The sequence below is a fragment of the Amycolatopsis sp. NPDC051128 genome (genome assembly GCF_040682715.1).
Lineage (GTDB): Bacteria > Actinomycetota > Actinomycetes > Mycobacteriales > Pseudonocardiaceae > Amycolatopsis.
This window is the reverse complement of record NZ_JBFBBN010000084.1, coordinates 1-24,012: the sequence shown is the minus strand read 5'-3', so window position 1 is coordinate 24,012 and position 24,012 is coordinate 1. Positions and strand designations below refer to the sequence as shown.

Here is a 24,012-nt window from a genome sequence, read left to right as displayed (position 1 = left end):
TGCGGTCGAGCGCGACGTCGGAGTCCGACAACGCGCGCAGGTACCGCAGCAGCGCGGTCTCCGACCGGTGCGCGTGGAACACCGGATGGGTGAGGCGGGAGCCGCGTCCCCTCGGCCAGCGCGCCCGTCGTCACCGCCCGGATCACCTGGTCGTGCACCTGCCGCCAGGGCGCGAGCCCGTTCTCGGTGTCGACGACGATCTTCACGCGGCCGCCGGCAGCCGTTTCACCGGCGCGGTGACGGCCAGGAACGCGGCCAGCCCGGCCGCGACCACCAGGAACGAGACCAGGTCGCCGGCCGGCCAGCCGATCGCCGTGCAGGCGCCGATGCCCAGCCCGATCGCGACGCGTCCGCTGCGGCAGCGCAGCGCCAGATCGGCGCGCGGCTCGCCCACCGGCGGCCGCCGCACCGCGAGCAGGGTGATCGCCACGCAGACCACCGCCGTGCCCGCCGCCACCGCCAGCAGCGTCCACCGCCCGATCAGCGCGAGGTGCGCGATCGACGCGGCGGCGGCCAGCCCCCCGAGCGCCAGCGCCCAGCCGGGGACGATGCCCAGCAGCGTCCGCGGCGCGAGGACGGCTTCCCGGCGCGGACCACGGGACGGCCGCTGGGCCAGCAGCTCGGCGATCAGGCCGCCCAGCAGCAGGGTGGCGAAGATCGTGCCCGCCGCCGTGTCGTCGAGCAGTGGCGGGATGGCCAGGAAGAGCCACGGGTACCAGAGCCGCCGCCGCTTCAGGTACCGGACGGCGAGCGCCACTTCGGCGGCGTCCGGGTCCGGCACGCCCCAGCGTTCGAGCAAGCGTTTTCCGTGCTTCTCCCCAGGCCAGAGCACGATCAGGATCGCCAGGCCGACCACGCCCATGATGACCGCGACCCAGAACAGGTTGTCGAGCTGCAGCATGGCTGCTCCCTCCTCGCTTGTATCAACCATACGATACAAGATGCAGGCGCAACCGCGGCGCGGGTCGCTCGTTGGGAGTTCGTCCGTTCGTACGTACTTCGGCGTGCAGTCGGCGGGGTGGATGTCAAGATTCCGCAGCCGAGCCTCGTGAACTTGTCACGAAGATGACAAGAAAACGGTTCCCCTCCGAAGGTGTGACACGTTCAGCGCTACTTTTTCGATGTGCGCGGTGTCACCCCGCATCAGGCGTGGGGGCCCGGTCGCGCGTGCGCGTGGCCGGATCCGGGGCGGAGCGAAGGAGCTGCTGCAATGTCGGTGGAGCGCGGATTCGATCACGCTGCGCCACCCGCCGCACTGCCCAGGAAGCTCGCCGACATCCTGCGCCCGGAGCTGGCCAGCCTCGCGGCCGAGATCGTCGACGAGATCCGCGCGACCATCCCGGCGTACGCCCGCCCGCTCGACGGGCCCTACGGCAAGTCGATCCGCGCGGGCGTCGAATACGCGATCACGCTGTTCGTGGCGCAGATCGCCGACCCGACGGCGTCCAAAGAGCAGTCCCACGAGGTGCACCACCGGCTGGGGCAGAACGAAATGCGCGAGGGCCGCAGCCTCGACACGCTGCAGTCGGCGTACCGGGTGGGCGCGCGGGTGTCGTGGCGGCGGATCATGCGCGTCGGGCGGCGGAGCGGGCTCTCGTCGGCGGTGATGTCCCAGCTGGCCGACGCGATGCTGGCGTTCATGGACGAACTCGCCTCCGTCGCGCTCGACGGTTACCTCGAGGCGAAGGCGCGCACGGCGGGAGCGCTCGACACCTGGCGCCGCAAGCTGCTCCACCTGCTCCTGGAGACGCCGCCCGCGTCGCCGAAGGCCATCGCCGAGCTGGCCCAGCTGATCGGCTGGCCGGTGCCGTCCGACGCGACGCCGGTGGCCGTCAGCCCGGCCGACGGCGTCGCCCCGGCCCGCCGCCACGCCGGGTTCGACGCGGACGTCCTCGCCGAACTGGACACCGCTGACCCGAAACTGGTGGTTCCCGGCGAGCTCGGCGCCGCCCGGCTGGCGACGCTGCAGGTGGCCCTGCCGGACTGCCGGCTCTCGATCGGCCCGTGCGTCCCGCTCGCGTCGGTCGCGGATTCCCTGCGCTGGGCCCGGAACGCGCTGCGGCTGGCCGATCGCGGCGTGCTGGCGCAGCGTCCGGTCCTGCGCGCCGAGGAGCACTTGGCGACGCTGCTGGTCAACTCCGACACCGGCCTGGTCGGCACGCTGCGGCACCGCCTGTTCGCCCCGCTGGCGGACATGACCGGCAAGCAGCAGGAGCGGCTGCTGGAGACGCTGCGGGCGTGGCTGGACAGCCAGGGCAACGTGGTGGAGATCGCGGAGCGCCTCGGCGTCCACCCCCAGACGGTCCGCTACCGCATGCGCCAGCTCCAGGCGACGTTCGGCGACAAGCTCCGCGACCCGACGGCGCGCTTCGAGATGGAACTGGCGCTGCGGGCGGGGGCGGCGCCACTGCCGCTGCGGTCCCCGGTCAGCGAGCTGCTGCCGTCTCCGCGGTCGGCCGCTTCGCGTCCACAGTGGACAGCACCGTAGCCGGGGCCCGCACGGACCCCGGCCACGGCGGGCCTCACGGGGCGTCGACCTGCCAGGAGGCGTCGGCCGCGTAGCCGTTCGGGGTGTCGTAGGGGTGCGAGCCGCCGGAGTCGGCCGCCCACACCTGCGTGCTGAACTGGCGCAGGAACCGTCCCCTGGCACTGAAGGATTCCAGCGTGACGCCGGAGCCGGAGAGCCCGGCCTTCGAGCACCAGGTCGCGTCCGCACGGAACTGGTCGGTGCCGTCGGACGCTCCGAGCACGACCCGCAGCCCCTGCTGCCGCAGGTAGTACTCGGGGTGCGTCACCGATTCGAAGGAGTGACAGGTCGCGTCCGCCTTGCCGGGGACGACGCGCCAGGCTGTGTCCGCCCCGGCCCCCGCACCCACGACGGCGTCGGTCAGGCCGCGGAGGTACCACCCGGACGCGCCGGGGCTCTGCGAGCGGACGGACTGGACCAGGGACGCGTCCTCGTACTGGCCCAGGCGCAGGAACCGCTCGACGTCGTCGTCGGTGCCGGCCATGGCGGCGTTCGCCCCGGCGACGAGCGCGGGGTGCACCCGGCTCTGCTCGGCGCGCGTCCGCAGTTCGAACAGCAGCCGCCGGTCCGCTTCGCCCTTCTTCCGGATCCAGGTGAACCAGTCCTGCAGGTTCGCGCTGTGGATGCCGGTGCCGATGTAGGCCCGCAGCTTTGCGGCGTCCATCGTCCGCAGCGCTCGTTCGGCCGCGGCCCGCACCTCGGTGCCCGCCTTCGCCGCCTGCCAGAGGTCCAGCACGAAGTTCACGTCCGGCTCCACGAGCTGGCCCGCGGTGGGCTCGATGGCGACCACCGCGGCGGCCAGGATCCGGGCGTCCCGTGCCGCGTCGGCCGCCTTCTGTTCGGCGCTCTTCGTGGTGTCGGCGTCGATCAGGTCCTGCTGGTCGGCCGCGCGGGCGGTGAAGATCCCGGTGAGGATGAAGTTCTTTTGGGCGGCGGCGTCGCCCTGGTAGGCGGCCAGCGCCGCGGCCTTCAGCTTCGGCCCCGAAGCGTGTTCCCACATGGCGAAGGCGAACTCCTGGTCGCTCTGGATGAGCAGCACCTCCGGCGGCTCGATCTTGTTGACCAGTGCCGCCCGCTGCTTGGCCTCGCGGGCCGCCCGCGCCGCCGCGCGAGCCGTCCTGTCCGCGCGCGACGATCCCGCCGCCGCGCGCCGGGAATACGAGCGGCTGCTGGCGTCCGCGTTCGTCGGCTACTTCGAGACCGCGAGGCACGCGGCCCGCAGGTACCACCTCGCCTGGCGCGTCCTCGCGGCCGGCGCGGGCAGCGAACACCCCTTCTACGCGAAGGGACGGCGGGCCCTGGTGCTGCCCGAAGGCGCGTCGGCATTCGCCGGAGCCGAACCCCTGGACCTGCCGCCGGCCACCCGGGTCCGGGTGCTGCCGTTCCTCGCCGCCTGCGACGAAGTGTGCCTGTCGATCGTCCGGGGCGATTGGCCGTTCCTGGCCCGGATGTTCACCGCCGACCGGGAAGAGAAGCTGCTGTTGCGGCCCGCGATCGGGTTCTTCGCGGCGCTCGTGGCCGGCGGGGACGCCCCGGCGCGCGGGGACGCGTCCGTCGCCGCGGCCATCGAGCTCGCCACCCTCGGTGCGCTGGCCTTCCTCGGCCCCGCGGCCCCGCCGCGGGAGGTGCGGGGCGTCGACTGGGAGTCCGCGACGACGGTGCTCGCCGGCGACTACCTGCTGGGCCAGGCATCGCGGCTGATCGCGGAGGCGGCGCCGGAGCTCTCGTGGTCCTTTTCGGACTGGCTGGGCGAGCTGGCCACGCTGCGGGCCGCCGTTCTGACGACGGGCTCGGGCGCGGAAGCGGTCTTCGCTTCGCTGTTCGAGTTCCCGTTGCGGATCGGCGCGGCCCTCGGCGGTGTCGACGCCGAGGCGTTCCGAGTCTGTGGTGCTGCTTTGGGCAGGCTGTTCCTCCGCGTCGAAGACGTCCTGGCCCTGCGAGGCGACCGGACGCGGCTCGACGTCACGCTCACCGACCTGCTCGACGGCCGGATCTCGGCGCTGCCAGAGCTGCTCGCGATGCCGGGCCTCACGGCCGGGGCGCTTCCGCCGCACGTCCTTCGAGTCGCCATGGAGGCAGGTCAGGAGGCTTTCGCGGAGTTCGAGCAGGTGTGCGATGGGCTCCCGGATCCGGGAGCCCATCGGGTGCTCAGCGCCGTCGGGGCCTGGGTGAACGCGCCGGTGGCGGCCAAGCCGACGGTGGAGAAAGGGACGGGCGCCGAGTGACCTGTCCGCGGATCACTCAGCGGCTGTTCCGGAAGACCTCGGCGGGGATCGGCGCCACCGGCGGGCAGTTGCGGTGGTCCGCTTCCTGGCACAGCGTGATGAGCGACAGGTGTGCCGACGCCTGGTTGCCCGGGCCGGAGTTCTGGCCGGTGAAGAGTGAGCTCAGCTTCTCCGCCGCGCCGCAGTTCTTGAACGGCGGTAGCGTGAAACCCCGGTACTTCGGGTCGGGGTTGGCCGGGTCGGTGCTGATCTGGCCGCCGGCGCCGAATGGGTCGTACTCACCCATCATGTCGATCGCCATCGGCGTCTCCGACACGCAGTCCGGGCCGGCGTCCAGGGGGACGCCGTTCACTTTGATGTCGCTCAGCCGTGAAACTACGTCGAGGTGGTTGCGCAGAATCCCGTCGAACAGCGTTCCGAACGAGTGAATCATGGTGCTGCGCCGGTAGTCGACCGGCAGGAACTCGACGGTCGCGCTGATCGGCAGGAACCCGTAGCCGAGGTAGGTGGTCGTCACCGGGGCGAAGGCCAGCTCGCCCGTGATCTCGCTCCGGATGGGGAACCCGTCGACGTCCGTGATCCGGAACCAGACGCCGTTGGCCAGCACTGCCGGTTTGCTGTGGATCTTGCTACCGGTCTTGGCGATCGTGGCCGTGTTGTCGACCTGGTTCGACTGCAGCGGCAGCACCATGGTGAAGGTTTCGTCGGGAGGCGGTTCTTCGTCCAGCAGGGAGTGCCTCTGCGGGCCGGTCGACTGTGGGCTGGGTGTGGCCTTCTTCTCCGGCGCCGGCTTGCCCGCCGCCGGCGGTGAGGTGGCTGCCAGCACCGGGACAGCGCCGAAGGAGAGGTCCTGGCCGCCGTCCGTGGTGCAGGCCACCTGCTCGGCGGGTTGGTCCGGTGGAGCGCCCGTCGGGCCGAGCGCGAGTTTCGGCGCGCTCAGCCGGAGGCGCAGCACACCCGCGGCGGAGGGGGAGAACGCCGAGAGCTTTCCCTTGGCCACCAGCGGAAGATCGCCTTCGGCGGGCAACGCGGTCGCGGCGATGGTCATGGGGACGGCAAGGGTGTCCTTGACCTTCCCCTGCTCCAGCAGCAGCTGGAAGGTCAGCCCGCCTTCGAGGGTGATGCCGGTGCCGAGCAGCTGCTGGGCGGCGGGCCGCGGCAGCGAGAACGACACGGTCAGGCCGTCGAACGTCGCCGGTTTGCCCATCGTCATCGAGGTCGGCAGGGTCGCGGTCGTGGTCACGGCGAGCTTCAGCGGCCCGACCGGATCGGCGAACGGGCAAGTCGCGTCCACGGTCTTGGCCAGCTCATGCCGTCCGGACGCCGCGGCGCCGTCCGGTTCGCCCGGCGCGGCCGATCCGATGCCGGTGAACGCGCCGGTGGCGACCGACACGACACACGCCAGCGCGATCGCGCCGCGGGTCGCCGTCCGCCGGGTCAGCGATGAGGCCATGCCGTGCTCCTGTCGGTACCGCTGGGGAACGAGCCGTAGGGATGGCCGGGGCCCCGGCCATCCCTACGGTGCTGCTTCACCCGATGATCAAGGGGTGATGACGAAGTCCGGCGAGAACGCGGGGTTCTGCGGCGGCGTGGTGGTCTTCACGGTGCAGCTCATGTTCCAGTTCGCCCACGTGTTGTTGGACTTCTTGTGGAACTGCAGCGCCGCGGTGATCGGCGAGCCGAGCGACAGCGTGTCCGTCCCCTCGGTCGCCGGGGCGGTGTAGGTGGGGATCGACGAGGTGGCCACCTGGGCGATGTTGACGGTGATCGCCCCGCCGGCCGGGTAGATCGTCTCGGGGATGTTCAGGCCACTGGCCGGTCCGGAGACCGTGCCGCGGGCCGCGGTCACCGGGACGGTCGCCTCGCCGCGGATGCCGTCGTAGCCGACGGCGGTCAGCAGCGAGTGGACGGCGGCCGAGATCGTCGCGGTGCCGCCGACGTTGGTCGGCACGGCGGTGCCGTTGACCGCGATCGCGTCCGGTCCGGTCAGGAACGCGGTGATCCCCACGTCCTGCTGCGGGATACCGGGGAACGTGCACCGGTGTGTGGCCGTGGCGGTGTAGGCCTGGTCGGCCGCCGACGCGACGCCTGCGGTGAGCAGGCCCAGCGTGCTGACGATGGCGGCGGTGGTAACTGTCTTGAGGGACAGGTTCCTGAGTCGGGTCATGACTGTCAATCTCCTTCGATCATCCAGTGACGTCTCGGCGGGGCGCTGCCCACGCGCCCCCGCGGACCTGTCGGTACCGCGAATTCCCCCGGGTTTCCCTGGTGCAGCCCTGACCCTCGCGAGGTGGCTGTGAGAAATGAGGTTACTCGCCAGTCGGTTGCGCAACAAGCATGTGACGTACCGGCTTCGTCAGTGGTCCTCCGGGCCGCGATTTTTGTCAACGGCGGAGCATTCGTGGACGACCCTTGGTCGGCGCTTGACAAAGAACGCGGTGGGTGTCGTTCGGCGATTGTCCGGGTTAGTATCTGGGTGCGCGCGTGTACCGCGAACGCACGAATCGATTCAGCGAAAGAAGATACCGTGGCCGAAGTCTTCCGTTTCCGGAGCGTACCCCGGCGGGCCGTTGTGCTGGCGGCCGCGGCGCTGGCCGCCATCCCCCTCGTACCGGCCGCGTCCGCTTCGGCCCAGGACACCGGCGGTGTCCTGGAATGGGGTCTGCCTTACTACGTCACAGGGCCGCCCTCGGAGGCCTCCGAGGGGCTTACGGCCGTCTCCATGGGCGGGTTGGATGCGTCGGGCCTCAAGGAGGGCCAGGTCCTGGTGTGGGGCGACAACAACTTCGGCCAGACGGAGGTGCCGGAGGCGGCGACGTCGGGCGTCAGCGCGATCGCCGCCGGCTGGGGACACGAGCTCGCGCTCAAGAACGGCGGTGTCCTGGCCTGGGGAAACAACTGGTACGGCCAGACGGACGTGCCCGCCGACGCGAAGTCGGGCGTCGTCGCCATCTCCACCAGCGCCATGCACAACCTTGCGCTCAAAGAGGGCGGGCGCGTCGTCAGCTGGGGCCTGCGCACGGACGTCCCGGCCGCGGCGATGTCCGGCGTCACCGCCGTTTCCGCCGGTGGCGACCACAGCCTGGCGCTGAAGAACGGCGGGGTCATCGCCTGGGGCAGCAATGACCACGGCCAGATCGACGTCCCGGCCGAGGCCCGGTCCGGTGTCACGGCCGTTTCCGCCGGTCACCAGCACAGTCTCGCGCTCAAGGACGGCGGGGTGATCGCCTGGGGCCGCAACGACAACCACCAGGCCGAAGTCCCGGACACCGTCCAGTCCGACGTCGTGGCGATCGACGCGGGCTGGACGTTCAACCTCGCGCTCAAGAGCAACGGCGACATCGTCGCCTGGGGCTCCAACGACCAGACGGAAAGCGATCCGCTGGGCAATGGCATCTGCGGTCCGCTGGTGGCCTTCTCCGCCGGCGACCGGTTCAGCGTCGTGCTGAAGGCGGATCCCTCCGCACCCTGCTGACCAGGCACGGAAAGAGGGGCTTCCCGGCCGGGAAGCCCCTCTTCGTCTGTCCGGGTCAGCCTTCGGTCTTGGCCGCCAGGTCCAGCGAAATCGTGTTGCCCGGCCCGGAAACCAGCGCGCCCAGCGCCAGGTCGGCGATGAAGCAGTTCTTGAAGTCCGGGATGGCGTAGGTGCCGGTGACGGTGATCTTCGGGCCGAAGATGTCGACGTCCTTGGCGCTCAGGTCGAGTTCGAGCGGCTTGCTCGCCTTGCAGCTGCCCGGCACCGTCGGCAGCGGGATCACCGGGACCAGCAGGCCGGCCCAGATGTCGTAGATCTCCATGTTCGCCTGGGCGTGCGTGGTCAGCGTGCCGTCGGCGATCGTGCCCGTGGCCGGGCCGGTCGGGGTGATCTTGACCTTCGCCTTGATCTTGAACAGGCCCGACACCAGCGAGATGTTCGCCTGCGACGGCGGCAGCGTCAGGTTCGCCCGGAGGCCGACCGAGCCGGTCTGGTCGTCGATGACCAGGTTGCCGTCGAGGTTGCCCGGGCCGAGGGTCATCGCACTGCCGGTCTTCTTCACCACCGTGCTGCCGGTGACCGTGTAGCCCACCGGGATCTCGATCACGTCGGCCGAAGCGGGCACCGCCGTGACAACGCTCATCGCGATGCCCGCGGCGGCCGTGACCGCGGCCGCGCGCGCCCATTTCCGGCTGTTCTTCCGAGTGCGCAACAAAGTGGGCATGCCAACTCTCCTTCGAATTGTGCAGCGTGCTGAAAACTGGGTCAGCGGGGCGTGAGCCCGGTAATCTTCCAGGCATTGCCCTCACGTTCCGCCGTCACCGAAAGCTGGGCGGCGGCGGAACTGGTGGAATTGTTGTCCGCGCGGGTGGCGGACTGGTCGAGGAACACGAGAAGCCGGGCGTTGCCGTCGCGCAGTTCCTGAACCGCGGAAGACGTCACCCGCGTTGTCAGCACCAGTTTCTGGGCCGGCGCTTTTTCTTTCACCTGGGCGAACAGCCGGTCGTAGGTGGTGCGGGCTTCGCCACGCAGGACGTCCCGCGCGGCCTGTTCGGTGACGTCGGTTTTGTCATACGAGTACGAGAAGATCCGGTTGAGCGCCAGCGTCACCGCCGAGGTGACGTCGGCGGTGCCCCCGACGTCGGTGAGCGCGTGGTTGGCCGCGGCCGGGTCGCCGTCCGCCGACCGCGCCGCGACCGTGAACACCACGCCCGCGGCGGCCAGCAGCACCGCCACGGCGATCAGCAGGGGCAGTAGCACTGGACGTCGTCGCGGCTGCTCGACGGCTTCCGGGGCGTCGGCGATGTTGTCAGTGTCGTCGTTGTCAGAAGCGGAAGTGGCCACTTCGGGCTCGTCTTCGGTAGCGGGCAGCGCGTCGGTGTTCATGCCGCCTCCGCGGGAAAGAGTGCGTCGTCGGTGTTCATGCCGCCTCCGCGGGAAAGAGTGCGTCGTCGGTGTTCATCTCGCCCCCACCGGCAGCTCGTCGAGCGCGCTGAGCTTCCAGCCGCTTTCGGTCCGCGTCAGTCCCGCGGCGAACCGGTTGCGCTTGGTCGACGGCGCGACACCCTCCTTCAACGCGGTGATCTCCACCGACGCCAGCAGCTTCGCGGTCCCGGCGTGCTCGTCGAGTTCGCTCAGGCCCGCGTCCAGCACCTTGCCCGTGGACACCGTCGCGCCCTGGGTGAGGGTCTTCTTCGTGGCCTCGTCGGTGTGGGCCAGCCGGTCGCGCAGCGGGCCGGTCGACGCGTCGAGCCACTCCGCGAGCCCCTGGTCCAGCCGGTGGTAGTCGAGGGTGCACAGCCGCGCCACCAGCTCGCGGCCGCTGGCCAGTGCTTCGTCGCGCGCGGTCCCGTAGGTCACCGCCTCGCTGTGCGCGGTGCGGTACCAGGTGACCCCGGACCAGCCCGCGAAGGCCGCGGTGGCGACCACCGCGACGACCGCGGCCCGCAGCGGCCACCTCACTTTCCCAGCCACAGCATCTCCTCGATGGTCGGGGACACCGTCAGGCCGGGCGACGCGGCCGGCGCGCCGGACCCGGGCACCACGGGGGCCGGCACCGGTGGGTGCGGCACGTTCTGCGAGCCCCGCACCGACGTCGCGTCGCCCTTCTCGAGCGTGCAGGACGCGCCGGTGTTGAACGGCAGCGGCGTGGTGTCCGTGCTGGGCCGGTACTGCGTGCCCTCGTAGCCGGCCCGGCAGGGGACGGGGTCGTAGAACGTCAGCGCCATGCCGAGGTTGCCGTCGCCGCCGTTGAACGCCGCCGACGTCGCCGCGACCGCCCTCGGCGTCGCGACCAGCAGCTGCTCCAGCTGGCCGGTGCGGGTCTGGATCACCTGCGCGGTCGTGAGCAGGTTGGCCAGCAGGATCGGCAGTCCGGGATCGGTCTCCCGCAGCAGCGTGCCCAGTTCGGTGGCGGCCGGCGGCGCGGTGGCGATCAGCCGGCGCAGGTCACCGTCCGAATCGGACAGCTGCGCGGCGAACAGCTTGGCGTTGCCGGTGAACGCGCGCCATTCGGCCGACGAGTCGAGCTGGGTGCGCAGCACGGTCGAGCCGTCGTCGATCAGCTTCGTCGTCTGCGGCAGGTTGGCCGACGCGTCCTTGGTGAACGATGTCGCCGTGTCCAGCAGCACCTGCAGGTCCGGCCCGGTGCCGCGCAACGCGTCGTCGAGCTCGTCGACCACCGTGCGCAGGTCGCCGGTCGGCACCGACGCGGTCAGCGAGTCGAGGTCGCCGAGCAGGTTCTGCACCGGCATCGGCAGCGTCGTCTTCTCGCGCGGGATGACCGAGCCGCCGGCCAGGAAGGGGCCGTCGGCGGTGCGCGGCTGGAGGTCGACGTACTGCTCGCCGACCGCCGACCGGTTGGCCACCACGGCCTGCGCGTTCGCCGGGATGGGCGGCGCCGAGCGGTCGATGACCAGGTCGGCTTCCATGCCGGACGGTGTCAGCCGCAGCTCCCCGATCCGCCCGACCGCGACGCCGCGGTAGGTCACCTCGCCGTTCGTGAAGATGCCGCCGCCCTCGGCGAGCTCGAGCTTCACCGTGTACCCGCCGTCGCCGAACAGCCGTCCCAGCCCGGCGTAGTTGGCGCCGACGAACGCGACCGTGACGAGCGAGATCACCACGAAGGCGATCACCTGGACCCGGACCCTGGTGGTCAGCATCAGCGGCCTCCGTCCGTCGTGACCTCGCCGCTGGCCGGGAGCGGAAGCGGTGGCAGCGTCGGCAGGCCGGGCGGGACGCCCTCGCCGTAGTTCGGCAGCGGCACCCCGGGCGCCGGGATGACCGACAGGTAGAGGTTGAGGTAGTCGCCCTTGATGGCCGGGATGACCGCGTCGGTGTACGGGAAGGACGGCAGGATTTCGAGCGCCTTCGGCAGCGACGCTCCGGCGTCGGCGAGCCGGTGGAGGATCGGCGCGAGCGCGTGCAGGTCGGCCACCAGGTCGTCCTCACTTTTGTGGATGACGTCGGTGGCGACGCCGGAGAGCTGGTCGAGCGACTGGAGCATCGCCACGAGCTGGGTGCGCTGGTCGGTGAGCGTGCGCAGGCCCGGCGTGAGGTCGGTGAGCGCTCCGGACACCTGCCGGTCGCGGTCGGCGAGCGTGGTCGCCAGCCGGTTGACGCCCTCGAGGGCCGCGACGATGTCCTGGCGGTGCGCGTCGAGGTCGGTGGCGAGGGTGTTGACGCCGGACAGGAACGAGCGGATCTGGGTCTCGTTGCCGGTCATGACCTTGCTCAGCTCGCGGTTGATCGTCTGCAGCTGCCCGATGCCGCCGCCGTTGAGCAGCAGCGAGAGCGCGCCGAAGACCTCCTCGACCTCCGGGTTGCGGTTGGTGCGGGACACCGGGATCACGGCGTTGTCGGCCAGCCGGGCGGTCTGCGCGGGTTTCCCGTCGGGGGCGGCGAGCTCGACGAACTTCTCGCCGAGCAGGCTGGACTGCCGCAGCCGCGCGACGGCGTCGGCGGGCAGCACGACGTCGCCGTTGACCTCGACGACGGCCTCCGCGGTCCAGCCGTCCGCGCCGAGCCGGAGGGTCTGGACGCGCCCGACCGGGACGTCGCCGACCTTCACCGCGGCCTGCGGCACCAGGTCGAGGACGTCGGCGAACTGGACGGTGACGTGGTAGGGGTGGTCGCCGACGTCGGCGCCGCCCGGCAGTGGCAGGTCGTAGACGCCCTTGAACTCGCCCGAGCACGCGGTCAGGAGCAGGCAACAGCCGGCGGCCAGGGCGGTTACGCGTCGCGCTCTTCTCATCGTCCGCCCGCCTCGTTCGTGTAGACGGATCCCGTCACCGGCAGCGGCAGGTAGTCGAGCAGGTCGGTGCGGCTCTGCAGGGTCCCGGTGGCGGGGTCGACCGTCTGCTCCAGGTTGGCCGCGGCCAGCGGCGCGGTTTCGAGGTACTCGGCCAGCGACGCGCGCTGGTCGATGACGGTCTGCGTGGTCACCGCCAGCTTGTCCACATTGGACTTGATCAGGGCCCGGTTGTCCCGGATGAACGCCTGGATGTCACCGAGCGCGGCGCCGAGGGAGCGCAGTGCCGAGGCCAGCTCGTCGCGGTTGGCCGACAGCGTGCCGGACACCGCCGCGAGCTGCTGGTTGACCTGCGTCACCTGGTCGTCGTTGGCGGCCAGCATGCCGGTGAACTGCTGCAGCTCCCGGACCGTGGTGAACAGGTCGCCGGAGTTGCCGGACAGGGTCCTGGCCAGCTCCGCGAGCTGCCGGACGGAGTCGTTGAACGCCGTCCCGTTGCCCCGCAGGTTCTTCGCGCCGGTGGTGAGCAGGTCCGACAGCGCGCCGTTCTTGTTCGCCCCGTCCGGGCCGAGCGACTTGCTGAGCGAGTCGAGACTGGCGTACAGCTGGTCCAGCTCGACCGGGGTCGCGCTGCGGTCCACGCCGATGGTGGCGTTGTTCACCAGCCGCGGCCCGCCGCGCGCCGGCTTGGAGAACTGGACGTACCGGTCGGCGACGACGCTGGGCGCGATGACGACCACGTCGGTGTCGGCCGCGATCGGCGCGGAGCCGTCGTAGCTCAGCGTCACCTCGACCTGCTCGCCGCGCGGGGTCACCGACTCGACCTGGCCGATCCGGACGCCGAGCAGCCGGACGTCGGAGCCGCTGTAGACGCCGACGGCGCGGGAAAAGAGCACGGTGGCCCGGTCCAGGCCGCTGCCGGAGAAGATCCACCACAGCGCGGCCACCACGCCGAGGGCCAGCACGAGGGCGGTGGCGAGGAACCGGTATGTGCGGGTGGCGTTCACTTCGGCGCTCCGGTTCGCTTCGGCGGCACACACGGGTCGCGGTTCTCGGGAATGAGGCCGCAGAGGTAGACGTCGAGCCAGCGGCCGTTGCCGAGGGCGTTGTTGGCCAGCCGGAAGTACGGCCCGGCCGCGGCCAGGCTCTTCGCCAGGTTGTCGTTCTGCCGCGTCAGCAGGTCGGTGACGGTGTTCAGCTGGCTCAACGCCGGCTTGAGCGCCCCGGCGTTGTCCGCCACCAGGCCGGAGAGCTGGGCCGCCAGCGCCTGCGCGCCGGTCAGCAGGTCGTGGATGGCCTGGCGGCGCCGGTCGAGCTCGCCCAGCAGCAGGTTGCCGTCGGAGAGCAGCTGCTCGAAGTCCTCGTTGGAGTCCGCCAGCGTCGTGGTGAGCTTCTTGGCGTTGGCCAGCAGATCGGCGAGCTGGTCGTCGCGGGAGGACACGGTCTTCGACAGCGCGGACAACCCGTCGAGCGCGGTGCGCACGTGGGCCGGGGCGTTCCGGAACGTGTCGCTGATCGCGGTGAAGCTGTCCGCGAGCTGATCGGTGTCGATCGAGCCGGCCGTGTTCGCCAGGCCGTTGAAGGCCTCGGTGACGTCGTACGGGGTGACCGTCCGGTTCCGCGGGATCGCCTGGTCCGGGTCCTGCACGCCGTCGCCGGTCGGCTTGAGCGCGAGGAACTTGCGGCCCAGCAGTGTCTTGATCCGGATCTCCGCCGACGTCCGGTCGCCGACCCAGGCCTTCTTGACGCGGAAGGTGACGAGCACGTGGTCGTCGGCCAGTTCGACGTCGCGGACCTCGCCGACCTTGATGCCGGCGACGCGGACCTCGTCGTCGGGCTGCAGCCCGGCCGCCTCCGAGAACTCGGCGCGGTAGGTGGTGCCGCCGCCGACGATCGGCAGGTTGTCGTAGTTGAACGTCACGGTCAGCAGCGCGGCGAGGACGACGCTCCCGGCGACGCCGAGGGCGAGCGGATTGCGTTCCTTGAAGGACTTCACGCGCCGCACCTCTCCGCCGTGACCGGCGTTCCGCGCGGGGGCAAGGTCTGCAGGGTGGAGCTGCACAGGTAGAAGTTCATCCAGGAGCCGTAGGAGCTCATCCGGCCCAGCTTGTTCAGCTTCTCCGGCAGCGTGCTCAGCGTCTGCTCGAGGCCGGGGAGGATGTTCTCGTCGGTCAGGTTCTTCGTGACGGCGTCGAGCCCGGTGATGCTGTCCTTCAGCGGGGTCCGCGCCGAGCCGAGCAGGCCCGCGGTCGCCGTCGACAGGTCGCCGAGGCCGCCGATCGCGTCCCCGATCACCGCGCGGTCCGCGGCCAGGCCGGAGACGAGCTCCCGCAGCGTCGAAATCAACGTCGTCAGTGCGGTTCCCTTGCTGTTCACCGTGCCGAGCACGTGGTTGAGGTTGGTGATCACCTCGCCGATGAGCCGGTCGCGGCTCGCCAGCGTCGTCGTCAGCGAGCCGGTGTGCGCCAGCAGCTCCTCGACCGTGCCGCCCTCGCCCTGCAGCACCTGCACGATCTCGCCGGAGAGCTGGTTGACGTCCGTGGGCGACAGTGCCTGGAACAGCGGTTTGAAGCCGTTGAACAGCTCGGTCAGGTCCAGCGCGGGCGTGGTGCGGTTCAGCGGGATCTCCCCGCCGGCCGGGAGGGTGCCCTGGCCGCCGGCGCCGCGTTCGAGCGCGACGTAGCGCTGGCCGACCATGTTGCGGTACTTGATGACCGCGCCGACGTCGGCGGGCAGCTGCCGCCCTTCGTCGAGGGAGAACCGGACGTGGGCCAGGCTGTGGTCGGCGATTTCGAGCTCTTCGACCTGCCCGACGCGGATCCCGGAGATCCGGACGTCGTCCCCGACGTTCAGCGACGTCGCGTCGCTGAACGTGGCGCCGTAGAGATCGGTCCGGCCGACGCCGGTGTTGGCGATGGAGATCGCCAGCAGCAGGGTCGCGGCGGTGGTGACCAGGATGAAGATCAGGCTCTTGACCAGCGGGGCGGCGAAGTTCCTCACTTGAGCGTCACCTCCGTGCCGCGGTAGAGCGCGCCGACCAGCACGCTGCTCCAGTCCGCGACCTCCGCGGCCGGCACCCCCAGCTGCGGCGCGAGCACGGTGGCCAGCAGCTCTCGTTCCTGGGGCGAGTTCGCGACGCCGAGGTCGTCCTGCGTGCCGACCAGCAGCGGGTGCTCTGGCGCGCCCGGCGCCACCGCGGCGGCGCCGGTCGTCGGGGCGACGCCGCTGGGGTAGCAGCGAGGGCCGTCGCCGCTCGTGGGGAACATCGGGTCGTCCTTGCCGGGCACGTACTTGCCGCGTGCCTGGGTGACGGTGACGTCGGCGTGCATGCCGGGCTGGTTCGTGCCCTTGCCGAGCGCCTCGTCCACCGGCCCGCGCAGCGCGTCCATCGCCTTGAGGGTGCAGGGGAAGCTGGGGGAGTACTCCGCCGCGACCTCCAGGGCCGCGCGGCTGTCGGCCGACAGCGCGATGAGGTTGTTCTTGTTGCGGTTCAGGAACTCCCGGACCTCGCCCGCGGAGTCGCTCACCCGCTGGTACACGCCGGCGAGGTCGGCCGCCTTGTCGTGCACCGTGTTCAGCGTGACGGCCGAGTCGGTGAGGGCGTCCAGGAGGTCGGGGGCGATGTCGCCGTACAACCGGGAAACCGACGCGAGATCCTGGACGTCCTGGGTGAACTTCGGCAGCTGCGGGTTGAAGCCGGTGAGGTAGTCGGCGGCGGTGGAGAGCGTCCGCCCGAGCTGCTCGCCGCGGCCCTCGAGCGCGGTGGACACCGCGGTCAGCGTCGTCGCGAGCTTCTGCGGCTGGACGGCCTTGAGCAGCGGCAGCAGGTTGTCGAAGACCCGCTCCAGCTCGATCGCGTTCGCCGACCGGTCCTGCTCGATGACGTCGCCCGCCGCCAGGTGCGGGGCCCGCTCGCCGTCCGGAATGGACAGCTGGACGTACCGCTCGCCGAACAGTGTCTTCGGCACGAGCAGCGCGGAAACGTTGCGCGGCAGCATGTCCACTTTGCCCGGCTCCAGAGCAAGCGCTATCTCGGCGCCCTGCGGGGTGGCCCGGACGCCGCGGATCTCCCCGACGAGCACGCCGCGGGCCTTGACCTGCCCGCCCGCCTGGAGCTGGTTGCCGATACGGCTCGCTTTGAGCGTCACCGGCACCGTGCTGACGAAGTCCTTGTCGTACACCTTGATCGAGAGCGTGACGAGCACGCCCATCGCCACCAGGAACAGCACGCCCGCGGTGCGGATCCCGGCTTTCCGGCGGGTTTCGCGTCTCATCCGGCCACCTGCACGGTCGTCGTCGCACCCCAGATGGCCAGGCTCAGGAAGAAGTCGAGCACGCTGATCGCGACGATCGCGGTGCGGACCGCGCGGCCCACCGCCACGCCGACGCCGGCCGGGCCGCCGCTCGCGCGGAAGCCGTAGTAGCAGTGCGCCAGCACCACGACGATGCTGAACACCAGGACCTTCCCGAACGACCAGAGCACGTCGCCCGGTGGGAGGAACAGCAGGAAGTAGTGGTCGTAGGTGCCCGCGGACTGGCCGAAGAACCACACGGTGATCTGCCGCGAGGCGAGGTAGCTCGACAGCAGCCCGATCGCGTAGAGCGGGATGACGGCGAGGAAGCCGGCGATCACCCGCGTCGTCACCAGGTACGGGACGCTGGGGATGCCCATGACCTCCAGCGCGTCGATCTCCTCGGAGATCCGCATGGCGCCGAGCTGCGCGGTGAACCCGCAGCCGACGGTGGCGCTCAAGGCGAGCCCGCTCACCAGCGGCGCGATCTCGCGGGTGTTGAAGTAGGCCGAGACGAACCCGGCGAACGCCGACGTGCCGACCTGGTTGAGCGCGGAGTAGCCCTGCAGGCCGACGACCGTGCCGGTGGCCACGGTCATCCCGATCATCACGCCGATCGTGCCGCCAATGACGGCGAGCGCACCGCTGCCGAAGCTGACTTCGGCCAGCAGGCGCACGATCTCGCGCAGGTAGCGGTGGATCGCCCGCGGCGTCCAGGCGAGCGCGCGGAGGAAGAACAGGATCTGGTCGCCGAGGGTGTCGAGGAAGCCGAACCGGCGGTCGACGGCTTCGCGAACGCGCGCCGTTCTCGGAATGTCCGTTGTGGTCACGATCAGCTCCCCTTGGGCGGCACGAGCTGCAGGTACACGGTGGTGAGCACCAGGTTCAGCACGAACAGCAGCAGGAACGTGATGACCACGGACTGGTTCACCGCGTCGCCGACGCCCTTCGGCCCGCCTTTGGGGTTCAGCCCGCGGTAGGAGGCGACGACGCCGGCGACGAAGCCGAAGATGACCGCCTTGATCTCGCTGATCCACAGGTCGGGCAGCTGGGCGAGGGCGGAGAAGCTCGCCAGGTACGCGCCGGGAGTGCCGTGCTGCATGATCACGTTGAAGAAGTAGCCGCCGAGCACGCCGACGACGCTCACCATGCCATTGAGAAAGACCGCGACGCCCATCGCGGCGAGCACCCGCGGCACGATCAGCCGCTGGACCGGGGAGACGCCGAGCACCTCCATCGCGTCGATCTCTTCGCGGATGGTGCGGGAGCCGAGATCGGCGCACATCGCGCTACCGCCGGCCCCGGCGATGAGCAGCGCGGTGACGATCGGGCTGGCCTGCTGGATGATCGCCAGCACGCTGGCCGCGCCGGTGAACGACTGGGCCCCGATCTGCGTCGTCAGCGACCCGATGTGCAGCGCGATCACCGCGCCGAACGGGATCGACACCAGCGCCGTCGGCAGGATCGAGACGCTGGCGATGAACCAGAACTGCTGGATCAGCTCACGCAGCTGGAACGGGCGCTTGAACGTCAGCCGGACGACGTCCAAGCCGAGCCCGTAGAGCCGCCCGGTCTGCCGCAGCGCGGCGGCCCCGGGGAACGACGACGTCGTCGTTCGTTCGGCCATTCGTGTGCCTCCCAGCGATTTTGGGCGACGCGGCTAATACACCCGAGTCGAGCAAGGGGAATGGTCCGAACGGCGTAACAATTGTCGGCCATTCACGGTCTCGGGGTCACCGTGCCGGTTCCTACTGGTCGGTACGCTAACGACGGCCATGCTGGGAGACAAGAACTTGAGCAGGATCGCGCGGTCACGGGCTGGTAACCGCACATTTCTTGTCGAGTACTGACAAACGGCCCGGATCTTGTTGTCAGCGGAAGAGAAGAAATTCCCGTCCCGGGCGCGGGAGCCGGGGACGACCTGCACGGTCGTGAACCATTCCCGCCCACCGGAACGGCCGGCTTGCGTACCTGGCTGCCCGGGTACGCGAGCCGACCGTCCGGGTACGGGTCAGGACTTGAGGGCGGCGACCAGTTCGTAGGAGCGGACGCGGTCGGCGTGGCCGTGCACCATCGTCGTGATCATCAGCTCGTTCGCGCCGGTGTCGGCCAGCAGCCGCTCGAGTCCCTTGTGGACCGTTTCCGGGGAGCCGACGATGCTGGAGCCGAAGCGCTCGGCCAGGAACGCGCGGTCGATCTCGGTGTACGGGTACTCCGCGGCCTCTTCCGGTGTCGGCAGCGCGATCGGGCGGCCGCGGCGGAGGCTGAGGAACGTCAGCCCGCTGGGGCCGGCGAGGAAGCGGGCGCGCTCGTCGGTCTCGGCGGCGACCACGGACACGCCGAGCATCACGTACGGCTCTTCGAGCACCGAAGACGGCCGGAAGTTCTCCCGGTAGAGCTGGACGGCCGGGATGGTGTTCTCGGCGGCGAAGTGGTGCGCGAAGGAGAACGGCAGCCCGAGCCGCCCGGCGAGCTGGGCGCTGAAGCCGCTCGAGCCGAGCAGCCACACCGGCGGCTGGTTGCCCTCGGCCACCACGGCGTTGACGCCGCGGGCCTCCGAGTGGGTGAAGTAGCCGATCAGCTCCTGCAGGTGCTCCGGGAAGTTGTCCGCGGACAGCCCGCCCGGGCCTCGCAGGGCCAACGCGGTGCGCTGGTCGGTGCCGGGCGCGCGGCCGATGCCGAGGTCGATCCGGCCGGGGTGGAACGCCTCCAGGGTGCCGAACTGCTCGGCGACGACCAGTGGCGCGTGGTTGGGCAGCATGACCCCGCCCGAGCCGACGCGGATCCGCTCGGTCGCGTCGGCGACGTGCCCGATCAGCACGGCCGTCGCCGAGCTGGCGATGCCGGGCATGTTGTGGTGCTCGGCGAGCCAGTAGCGGTGGTAGCCCAGCCGTTCCGCGGCGCGGGCGAGGTCGAGGGTGTTGCGCAGTGTCTCGCCGACGGTGGTCCCCTCGGACACGGGGGACAGGTCGAGCACGGACAGCGGCACGTCAGGCAGTGAGCTCACAACCGGGGTCAACGCCCCGGTGCCGCGTTTGCTTCCCGCGGCGCCGCGGGATCGTCCGGCGTGGACGCCGAAGCGGTCCGGCGCCGGCTGGATTCGCTCATTCGGCCATGACGCGGCGGGGCACCCGATACGGTGAGCCGGAAACCGGCGGAAACAGGAGGACGGGTGCCGCGTCCGGAGCGACCCTTGGATCCTGGGGACGATCTGCTCACCGAATTCGCCGCCGATCTCCGGCGTTTGCGCGAGAGCGCCGGGAATCCGACGTACCGCGAGCTCGGCCGGCGCGCGCACTACTCGGCCGGGACGCTTTCGGAGGCGGCCGGCGGGCGGAAACTTCCCAGCCTGGCGGTCACTCTGGCCTACGTGCGCGCCTGCGGCGGAGTGCCGGGGGAATGGGAGGAGCGCTGGCACGCCGTCGCCGACGAGTCCCGCCGGGACGGTGCCGATTCACCGTCCGAGCCGGAAGCGGGGGAAATTCCGCCATACGTCGGGCTGGCCGCATTCACTCCCGCCGACGCGGGCCGATTCTTCGGCCGGGAACGGCTGGTCGAAAAGCTCGCCGGCCGGCTGTCGAGACAACGTTTTCTCGCCGTCCTCGGCGCGTCCGGCTCGGGGAAGTCCTCGCTGCTGCGGGCCGGCCTGCTGCCCACCGTGACCGGCCCGGCCGTACTGCTCACCCCGGGCGCCCGGCCGCTGCAGGAGTGCGCCGTCAAGTTCGCCGCCTCGCTCGGCGTCGCGCCCGGCGCCCTGCTCGACGACTTCGCCGCGCACCCGCGCAACCTCGGGCTCGCCGCCCGCCAGCTGGTCGACGGCGGCGACGCCGACCTCGTCCTGGTGGTCGACCAGTTCGAGGAGGTGTTCACGCTCTGCCAGGACGACCAGGAGCGTGCGCGGTTCCTCGACGCGCTCGTCACCGCGACCACGGAGCCCGGCAGCCGGACCCGGGTGGTGCTCGGCATCCGCACCGACTTCTACACCCACTGCGCGCGGCACGCGGAGCTCGCCGAGGCCATGCAGGACGCGCAGGTCCTGGTCGGCCCGATGACCACCGAGGAGCTCCGGCAGGCGATCTCGCGGCCCGCCGTCGACGCCGGGTACCGCGTGGAGAACGCGCTGGTCTCCCGGCTCGTCGCCGACGCCACCGGCCAGCCCGGTGTACTGCCGCTGCTCTCGCACGCGCTGCTGGAGACGTGGCGGCGCCGCCGCGGCACCACGCTCACCCTGGCCGGGTACGAATCCACCGGCGGCATCGAGCGGGCCGTCGCGCAGACGTCCGAAGGCACCTTCGGGACGCTGTCGGGCCGTCAGCAGCGGCTGGCGCGGCAGATCTTCCTGCGGATGACCGCGCTCGGCGAAGGCACCGAAGACACGAAGCGCCGGATCAGCCGAGCCGAGCTCGACACCGACGACGAGGACACCGCCGTCGTGCTCGGCGAGCTGGCCGCGGCGCGGCTGGTCACGCTCGACGACACCGGCATCGAGATCGCGCACGAGGCCCTCATCCGCGGCTGGCCGCGGCTGCGCGAATGGCTCACCGAGGACCGTGAAGGCCTGCGCGTCCACCGGCAGCTCACCGAGGCCACCGACGCGTGGGAGTCCGTCGAGGAGGACCCCGGCTGGCTCTACCGCGGCACCCGGCTGGCCATCGCGCGGGAGTGGGCCGCGCGCCAGGATTCCGCGCTTTCCCAGCGGGAGCGGCGGTTCCTCGACGCCAGCCTCGCCGTCGAGCACGCCGAACAGGACCGCGATCGCCGCCGTACCCGGCGCCTGCGGCAGCTGGTCGCGCTGCTCGCGGTGCTGCTGGTCGTCGCCGTGGCCGCCACCGCCTACGCCGTGCGCGCCGAGTCCACGGCCACCGGCCAGCGCAACAGCGCGCTCGCCCAGAAGGTCGCCGGCCAGGCGCTGGCCATGCGCGCCACCAATCCCGCGCTGGCCGCGCAGCTCGCGCTCGCCGCGTACCGCCTCGACCCGGGCGCCGACGCGCGCAGCAGCGTGCTCGGCATGTTCGCGACGCCGTATTCGACCCGGCTCACCGGGCACACCGGCCGGATCAACACCGTCGCGCTCCGCCCGGACGGCCAGGTCCTCGCCACCGCCAGCTGGGACGGCACGGCCCGGCTCTGGGACATCCACGACCCGCACCACCCGGTGCCGCTGGGCGTCCTCACCGGGCACACCGGCAACGTCAACAACGTCGCCTTCTCGGCCGACGGCCGGACGGTCGCCACCGCGGGCTTCGACGGCACCGCCCGCGTCTGGGACGTCACCGACCCGGCGCGCCCGGGCGCCGGCGTGGTCGTCGAGCACCACGAAGGCAAGTCCTACGCCGTCGCGTTCAGCCCGGCCGGGCCGCTGCTGGCGACCGCCGACGTCACCGGCACGCTCCGGCTGTACGACACCGCCGACGCCGCCCTCCCCCGGCCGCTGGGCGAGCTGACCGGGCACACCGGGTACGTCAACAACCTCGCCTTCAGCGCCGACGGCCGGCTGCTCGCCTCCGCGTCGGCGGACAAGACCGCGCGGGTCTGGGACGTCGCTTCGCGGCGCCCGCTCGGCGTCGCCGCCGGGCACACCGACGTCGTGCACTCGGTCGCGTTCAGCCCCGGCGGGCACACCCTCGCCACGGCGAGCCAGGACCAGACGGCGCGGCTGTGGGACGTCACCGACCCCGGGCATCCGGCGCAGCTGGCGTCGCTCGGCGCGCACAAGGCGATCGTGCGCTCGGTCGCCTTCACCGCCGACGGGCGCACCCTCGCCACCACCGGCTTCGACCGCACCGCCCGGTTGTGGAACGTCACCGACCCGCGGCAGCCGCGTGAGCTGCCGTCCCTGCCCGGGCACACCGGCGCGGCCGTCTCCGCGGTGTTCACCCGCGACGGCCGCACGCTGGCCACGGCCAGCGACGACCAGACCGCGCGGCTCTGGGACCTGCCCGGTCCCGCCATCCCCGCGCACACGGCGCAGACGTGCCACGCCGCCTTCGGCGGCAAGCTGCTCGCCACCGGCGGCTACGACAATGTGGTGCGCCTGCACGACGTCACCGACCTGGGCGCGCCCCGCTCCCTCGCCACGATCGGCGGCTTCGGCGACGCGGTCTGCGGCGTCGCGGTCAGCCCGGACGGCCGGACACTGGCCATCGGCAGCTGGGACCACACGATGACGTTGCGCGACATCACCGATCCGGTCCGCCCCGGGCCGCCGGTGGTGTTCAACCGGCTCCACGACGACGTCGACGCGGTCGCGTTCAGCCCCGACGGCCGGCTGCTCGCCACCGCGGGCGACGGCCACACCGCCCGCCTCTGGGATCTCGCCGACCGGCTCAAGCCGGTGGAGATCGCCCGCCTGGAAGGGCATGACGACGACGTCCACACGCTCGCCTTCAGCCCCGACGGCCGGACGCTGGCCAGCGCCGGCTGGGACCACACCGCGCGGCTGTGGGACATCTCGGCGCCCCGGGCGCCCCGGCCCCTCGCGAAACTCGAAGGGCACACCGACACGATCTTCTCGATCGCCTACAGCCCCGACGGCAAGTACGTCGCCACCGGCGGCGCCGATCGGTCGGTGCGCTTGTGGGACGTCACCGACCCCGCCACCGCCCACCTTTCGGCGGTCCTCGCCGGCCACACCGACAACGTCCTGTCGGTGTCCTTCAGCGGTGACAGCCGGACGCTCGCGTCCGGCAGCTACGACCGCACGATCCGGCTGTGGGACGTCGCCTCGGCGTCTCCCTACGCTGTCCTGCCCGAGGAACGCGACCGCGTCTACGCCGTGCGGTACGCCCCGGACGGCCACACGTTGGCCGGAACCGTCGCGGACGGCACGGTACGGTTGTGGGAAACCGATCCTGACCGGTCGGCCGAAAGAATTTGCGCCACGGCGACGCCGCGCATCACGGAAGCCGAGTGGACGGCGAGCCTGCCCGGCCTCGATTACACGCCGCCCTGTCCCTGAACAGTTGTTCGGCGTTGTTGTTCGGCAGCGCATCGCGGACACCGAACAACCGACATCGACTAGAAATGCCCTCGGACGCCAGTTCGTCCCACGACGTTCATTCACCGGGGGTCTGAAGGGCTCCTTCAAGGGCACGGGAACCCGCCTCCCGCCCCTCGAAGGAGCCCTTCAGCGTGTCTGGGCCCATGCGCCCCAATGAGGTTTTCTCAGTAGGGCTGTGGGGTGTGTTGGTGCTGAAGTGAGGCGTGGGGTCCCTGGTAGGACTGGATTTGCGAAGATCAAGTCC

The 24,012-nt window shown here is 71.2% G+C and carries 20 protein-coding genes and 1 pseudogene; 4 read left to right on the top strand and 17 right to left on the bottom strand.

Translation table 11 applies throughout. The features are described from left to right. Positions 1 to 92 precede the first annotated feature (92 nt). Positions 93 to 206 (bottom strand): annotated as a pseudogene (locus tag AB0M82_RS44540) (GntR family transcriptional regulator); the annotation flags it as partial. After that, positions 203 to 901, bottom strand: coding sequence for a hypothetical protein (locus AB0M82_RS44535; protein ID WP_364735649.1), 699 nt, complete (start codon positions 899 to 901; stop codon positions 203 to 205). The pseudogene AB0M82_RS44540 and the gene AB0M82_RS44535, both read right to left, overlap by 4 nt. 309 nt (positions 902 to 1,210) lie before the next feature. Between AB0M82_RS44535 and AB0M82_RS44530 the strand changes: the two genes are divergently transcribed. Then, positions 1,211 to 2,488, top strand: coding sequence for a helix-turn-helix domain-containing protein (locus AB0M82_RS44530; RefSeq protein WP_364735647.1), 1,278 nt, complete (start codon positions 1,211 to 1,213; stop codon positions 2,486 to 2,488). A gap of 34 nt (positions 2,489 to 2,522) precedes the next feature. On the opposite strand, the gene AB0M82_RS44525 is transcribed toward AB0M82_RS44530, so the two are convergent. Then, positions 2,523 to 3,566, bottom strand: coding sequence for an AbfB domain-containing protein (locus AB0M82_RS44525; protein WP_364735645.1), 1,044 nt, complete (start codon positions 3,564 to 3,566; stop codon positions 2,523 to 2,525). On the opposite strand from AB0M82_RS44525, the gene AB0M82_RS44520 reads away from it, so the two are divergent. Next, the gene (locus AB0M82_RS44520) at positions 3,556 to 4,752 is read left to right on the top strand and encodes a hypothetical protein (RefSeq protein ID WP_364735643.1); all 1,197 of its coding nucleotides are present in this window, start codon (positions 3,556 to 3,558) and stop codon (positions 4,750 to 4,752) included. The two genes, AB0M82_RS44525 and AB0M82_RS44520, sit on opposite strands and share 11 nt — an antisense overlap. 16 nt (positions 4,753 to 4,768) lie before the next feature. On the opposite strand, the gene AB0M82_RS44515 is transcribed toward AB0M82_RS44520, so the two are convergent. Further along, the gene (locus AB0M82_RS44515) at positions 4,769 to 6,205 is read right to left on the bottom strand and encodes a DUF6801 domain-containing protein (RefSeq protein WP_364735641.1); all 1,437 of its coding nucleotides are present in this window, start codon (positions 6,203 to 6,205) and stop codon (positions 4,769 to 4,771) included. Between the two features lie 87 nt (positions 6,206 to 6,292). Further along, on the bottom strand, positions 6,293 to 6,919 hold the full coding sequence (locus tag AB0M82_RS44510) for a DUF6801 domain-containing protein (protein ID WP_364735640.1): 627 nt from the start codon (positions 6,917 to 6,919) through the stop codon (positions 6,293 to 6,295). Between the two features lie 408 nt (positions 6,920 to 7,327). Here AB0M82_RS44510 and AB0M82_RS44505 point away from each other — a divergent pair, with 408 nt between their 5' ends. Then, complete coding sequence (locus AB0M82_RS44505) at positions 7,328 to 8,227, top strand: hypothetical protein (RefSeq protein WP_364735651.1); 900 nt, start codon at positions 7,328 to 7,330, stop codon at positions 8,225 to 8,227. 55 nt (positions 8,228 to 8,282) lie between these two features. On the opposite strand, the gene AB0M82_RS44500 is transcribed toward AB0M82_RS44505, so the two are convergent. The 12 genes from AB0M82_RS44500 to AB0M82_RS44445 form a co-directional block, all read right to left on the bottom strand. Further along, complete coding sequence (locus tag AB0M82_RS44500) at positions 8,283 to 8,951, bottom strand: hypothetical protein (RefSeq protein WP_364735638.1); 669 nt, start codon at positions 8,949 to 8,951, stop codon at positions 8,283 to 8,285. 41 nt (positions 8,952 to 8,992) lie between these two features. Next, a complete protein-coding gene (locus AB0M82_RS44495; RefSeq protein ID WP_364735636.1) occupies positions 8,993 to 9,613 on the bottom strand; it encodes a hypothetical protein in 621 nt (206 codons plus the stop codon). Between the two features lie 72 nt (positions 9,614 to 9,685). Continuing rightward, positions 9,686 to 10,201 (bottom strand): hypothetical protein, encoded by a 516-nt coding sequence (locus tag AB0M82_RS44490; protein WP_364735634.1) that lies wholly within the window; start codon positions 10,199 to 10,201, stop codon positions 9,686 to 9,688. Continuing rightward, the gene (locus AB0M82_RS44485) at positions 10,186 to 11,388 is read right to left on the bottom strand and encodes an MlaD family protein (protein ID WP_364735633.1); all 1,203 of its coding nucleotides are present in this window, start codon (positions 11,386 to 11,388) and stop codon (positions 10,186 to 10,188) included. The genes AB0M82_RS44490 and AB0M82_RS44485 overlap by 16 nt, the downstream gene beginning before the upstream one ends. After that, entirely contained in the window at positions 11,388 to 12,479 is a 1,092-nt protein-coding gene (locus AB0M82_RS44480; protein ID WP_364735631.1) for an MCE family protein, read from the bottom strand. Before AB0M82_RS44480 ends, AB0M82_RS44485 begins: the two co-directional genes overlap by 1 nt. Continuing rightward, positions 12,476 to 13,483, bottom strand: coding sequence for an MCE family protein (locus AB0M82_RS44475; RefSeq protein ID WP_364735629.1), 1,008 nt, complete (start codon positions 13,481 to 13,483; stop codon positions 12,476 to 12,478). The genes AB0M82_RS44480 and AB0M82_RS44475 overlap by 4 nt, the downstream gene beginning before the upstream one ends. Continuing rightward, positions 13,480 to 14,472 carry an MCE family protein gene (locus tag AB0M82_RS44470; protein ID WP_364735627.1) on the bottom strand — a complete coding sequence of 331 codons (993 nt, stop codon included), beginning with the start codon at positions 14,470 to 14,472 and terminating at the stop codon, positions 13,480 to 13,482. The genes AB0M82_RS44475 and AB0M82_RS44470 overlap by 4 nt, the downstream gene beginning before the upstream one ends. Then, entirely contained in the window at positions 14,469 to 15,476 is a 1,008-nt protein-coding gene (locus tag AB0M82_RS44465; RefSeq protein WP_364735625.1) for an MCE family protein, read from the bottom strand. Before AB0M82_RS44465 ends, AB0M82_RS44470 begins: the two co-directional genes overlap by 4 nt. Further along, positions 15,473 to 16,750, bottom strand: coding sequence for an MCE family protein (locus tag AB0M82_RS44460; RefSeq protein WP_364735623.1), 1,278 nt, complete (start codon positions 16,748 to 16,750; stop codon positions 15,473 to 15,475). The genes AB0M82_RS44465 and AB0M82_RS44460 overlap by 4 nt, the downstream gene beginning before the upstream one ends. Beyond that, entirely contained in the window at positions 16,747 to 17,598 is an 852-nt protein-coding gene (locus tag AB0M82_RS44455; protein ID WP_364735621.1) for an ABC transporter permease, read from the bottom strand. Before AB0M82_RS44455 ends, AB0M82_RS44460 begins: the two co-directional genes overlap by 4 nt. A 2-nt stretch (positions 17,599 to 17,600) precedes the next feature. Beyond that, positions 17,601 to 18,395, bottom strand: coding sequence for an ABC transporter permease (locus AB0M82_RS44450; RefSeq protein ID WP_364735619.1), 795 nt, complete (start codon positions 18,393 to 18,395; stop codon positions 17,601 to 17,603). A 384-nt stretch (positions 18,396 to 18,779) separates the two neighbouring features. Beyond that, a complete protein-coding gene (locus AB0M82_RS44445) occupies positions 18,780 to 19,775 on the bottom strand; it encodes an LLM class flavin-dependent oxidoreductase (RefSeq protein ID WP_364735617.1) in 996 nt (331 codons plus the stop codon). A 186-nt stretch (positions 19,776 to 19,961) separates the two neighbouring features. Here AB0M82_RS44445 and AB0M82_RS44440 point away from each other — a divergent pair, with 186 nt between their 5' ends. After that, a complete protein-coding gene (locus tag AB0M82_RS44440) occupies positions 19,962 to 23,726 on the top strand; it encodes a hypothetical protein (protein WP_364735615.1) in 3,765 nt (1,254 codons plus the stop codon). The last annotated feature ends 286 nt before the right edge of the window (positions 23,727 to 24,012 follow it).

What these genes read in the sequence shown, in the direction of transcription:
- AB0M82_RS44510 (WP_364735640.1), bottom strand. Translation starts at nt 6,919, where the DNA reads ATGACCCGACTCAGGAACCTGTCCCTCAAGACAGTTACCACCGCCGCC.
- AB0M82_RS44485 (WP_364735633.1), bottom strand. Translation starts at nt 11,388, where the DNA reads ATGCTGACCACCAGGGTCCGGGTCCAGGTGATCGCCTTCGTGGTGATC.
- AB0M82_RS44480 (WP_364735631.1), bottom strand. Translation starts at nt 12,479, where the DNA reads ATGAGAAGAGCGCGACGCGTAACCGCCCTGGCCGCCGGCTGTTGCCTG.
- AB0M82_RS44535 (WP_364735649.1), bottom strand. Translation starts at nt 901, where the DNA reads ATGCTGCAGCTCGACAACCTGTTCTGGGTCGCGGTCATCATGGGCGTG.
- AB0M82_RS44450 (WP_364735619.1), bottom strand. Translation starts at nt 18,395, where the DNA reads ATGGCCGAACGAACGACGACGTCGTCGTTCCCCGGGGCCGCCGCGCTG.
- AB0M82_RS44530 (WP_364735647.1), top strand. Translation starts at nt 1,211, where the DNA reads ATGTCGGTGGAGCGCGGATTCGATCACGCTGCGCCACCCGCCGCACTG.
- AB0M82_RS44500 (WP_364735638.1), bottom strand. Translation starts at nt 8,951, where the DNA reads ATGCCCACTTTGTTGCGCACTCGGAAGAACAGCCGGAAATGGGCGCGC.
- AB0M82_RS44520 (WP_364735643.1), top strand. Translation starts at nt 3,556, where the DNA reads ATGAGCAGCACCTCCGGCGGCTCGATCTTGTTGACCAGTGCCGCCCGC.
- AB0M82_RS44495 (WP_364735636.1), bottom strand. Translation starts at nt 9,613, where the DNA reads ATGAACACCGACGCGCTGCCCGCTACCGAAGACGAGCCCGAAGTGGCC.
- AB0M82_RS44515 (WP_364735641.1), bottom strand. Translation starts at nt 6,205, where the DNA reads ATGGCCTCATCGCTGACCCGGCGGACGGCGACCCGCGGCGCGATCGCG.
- AB0M82_RS44460 (WP_364735623.1), bottom strand. Translation starts at nt 16,750, where the DNA reads ATGAGACGCGAAACCCGCCGGAAAGCCGGGATCCGCACCGCGGGCGTG.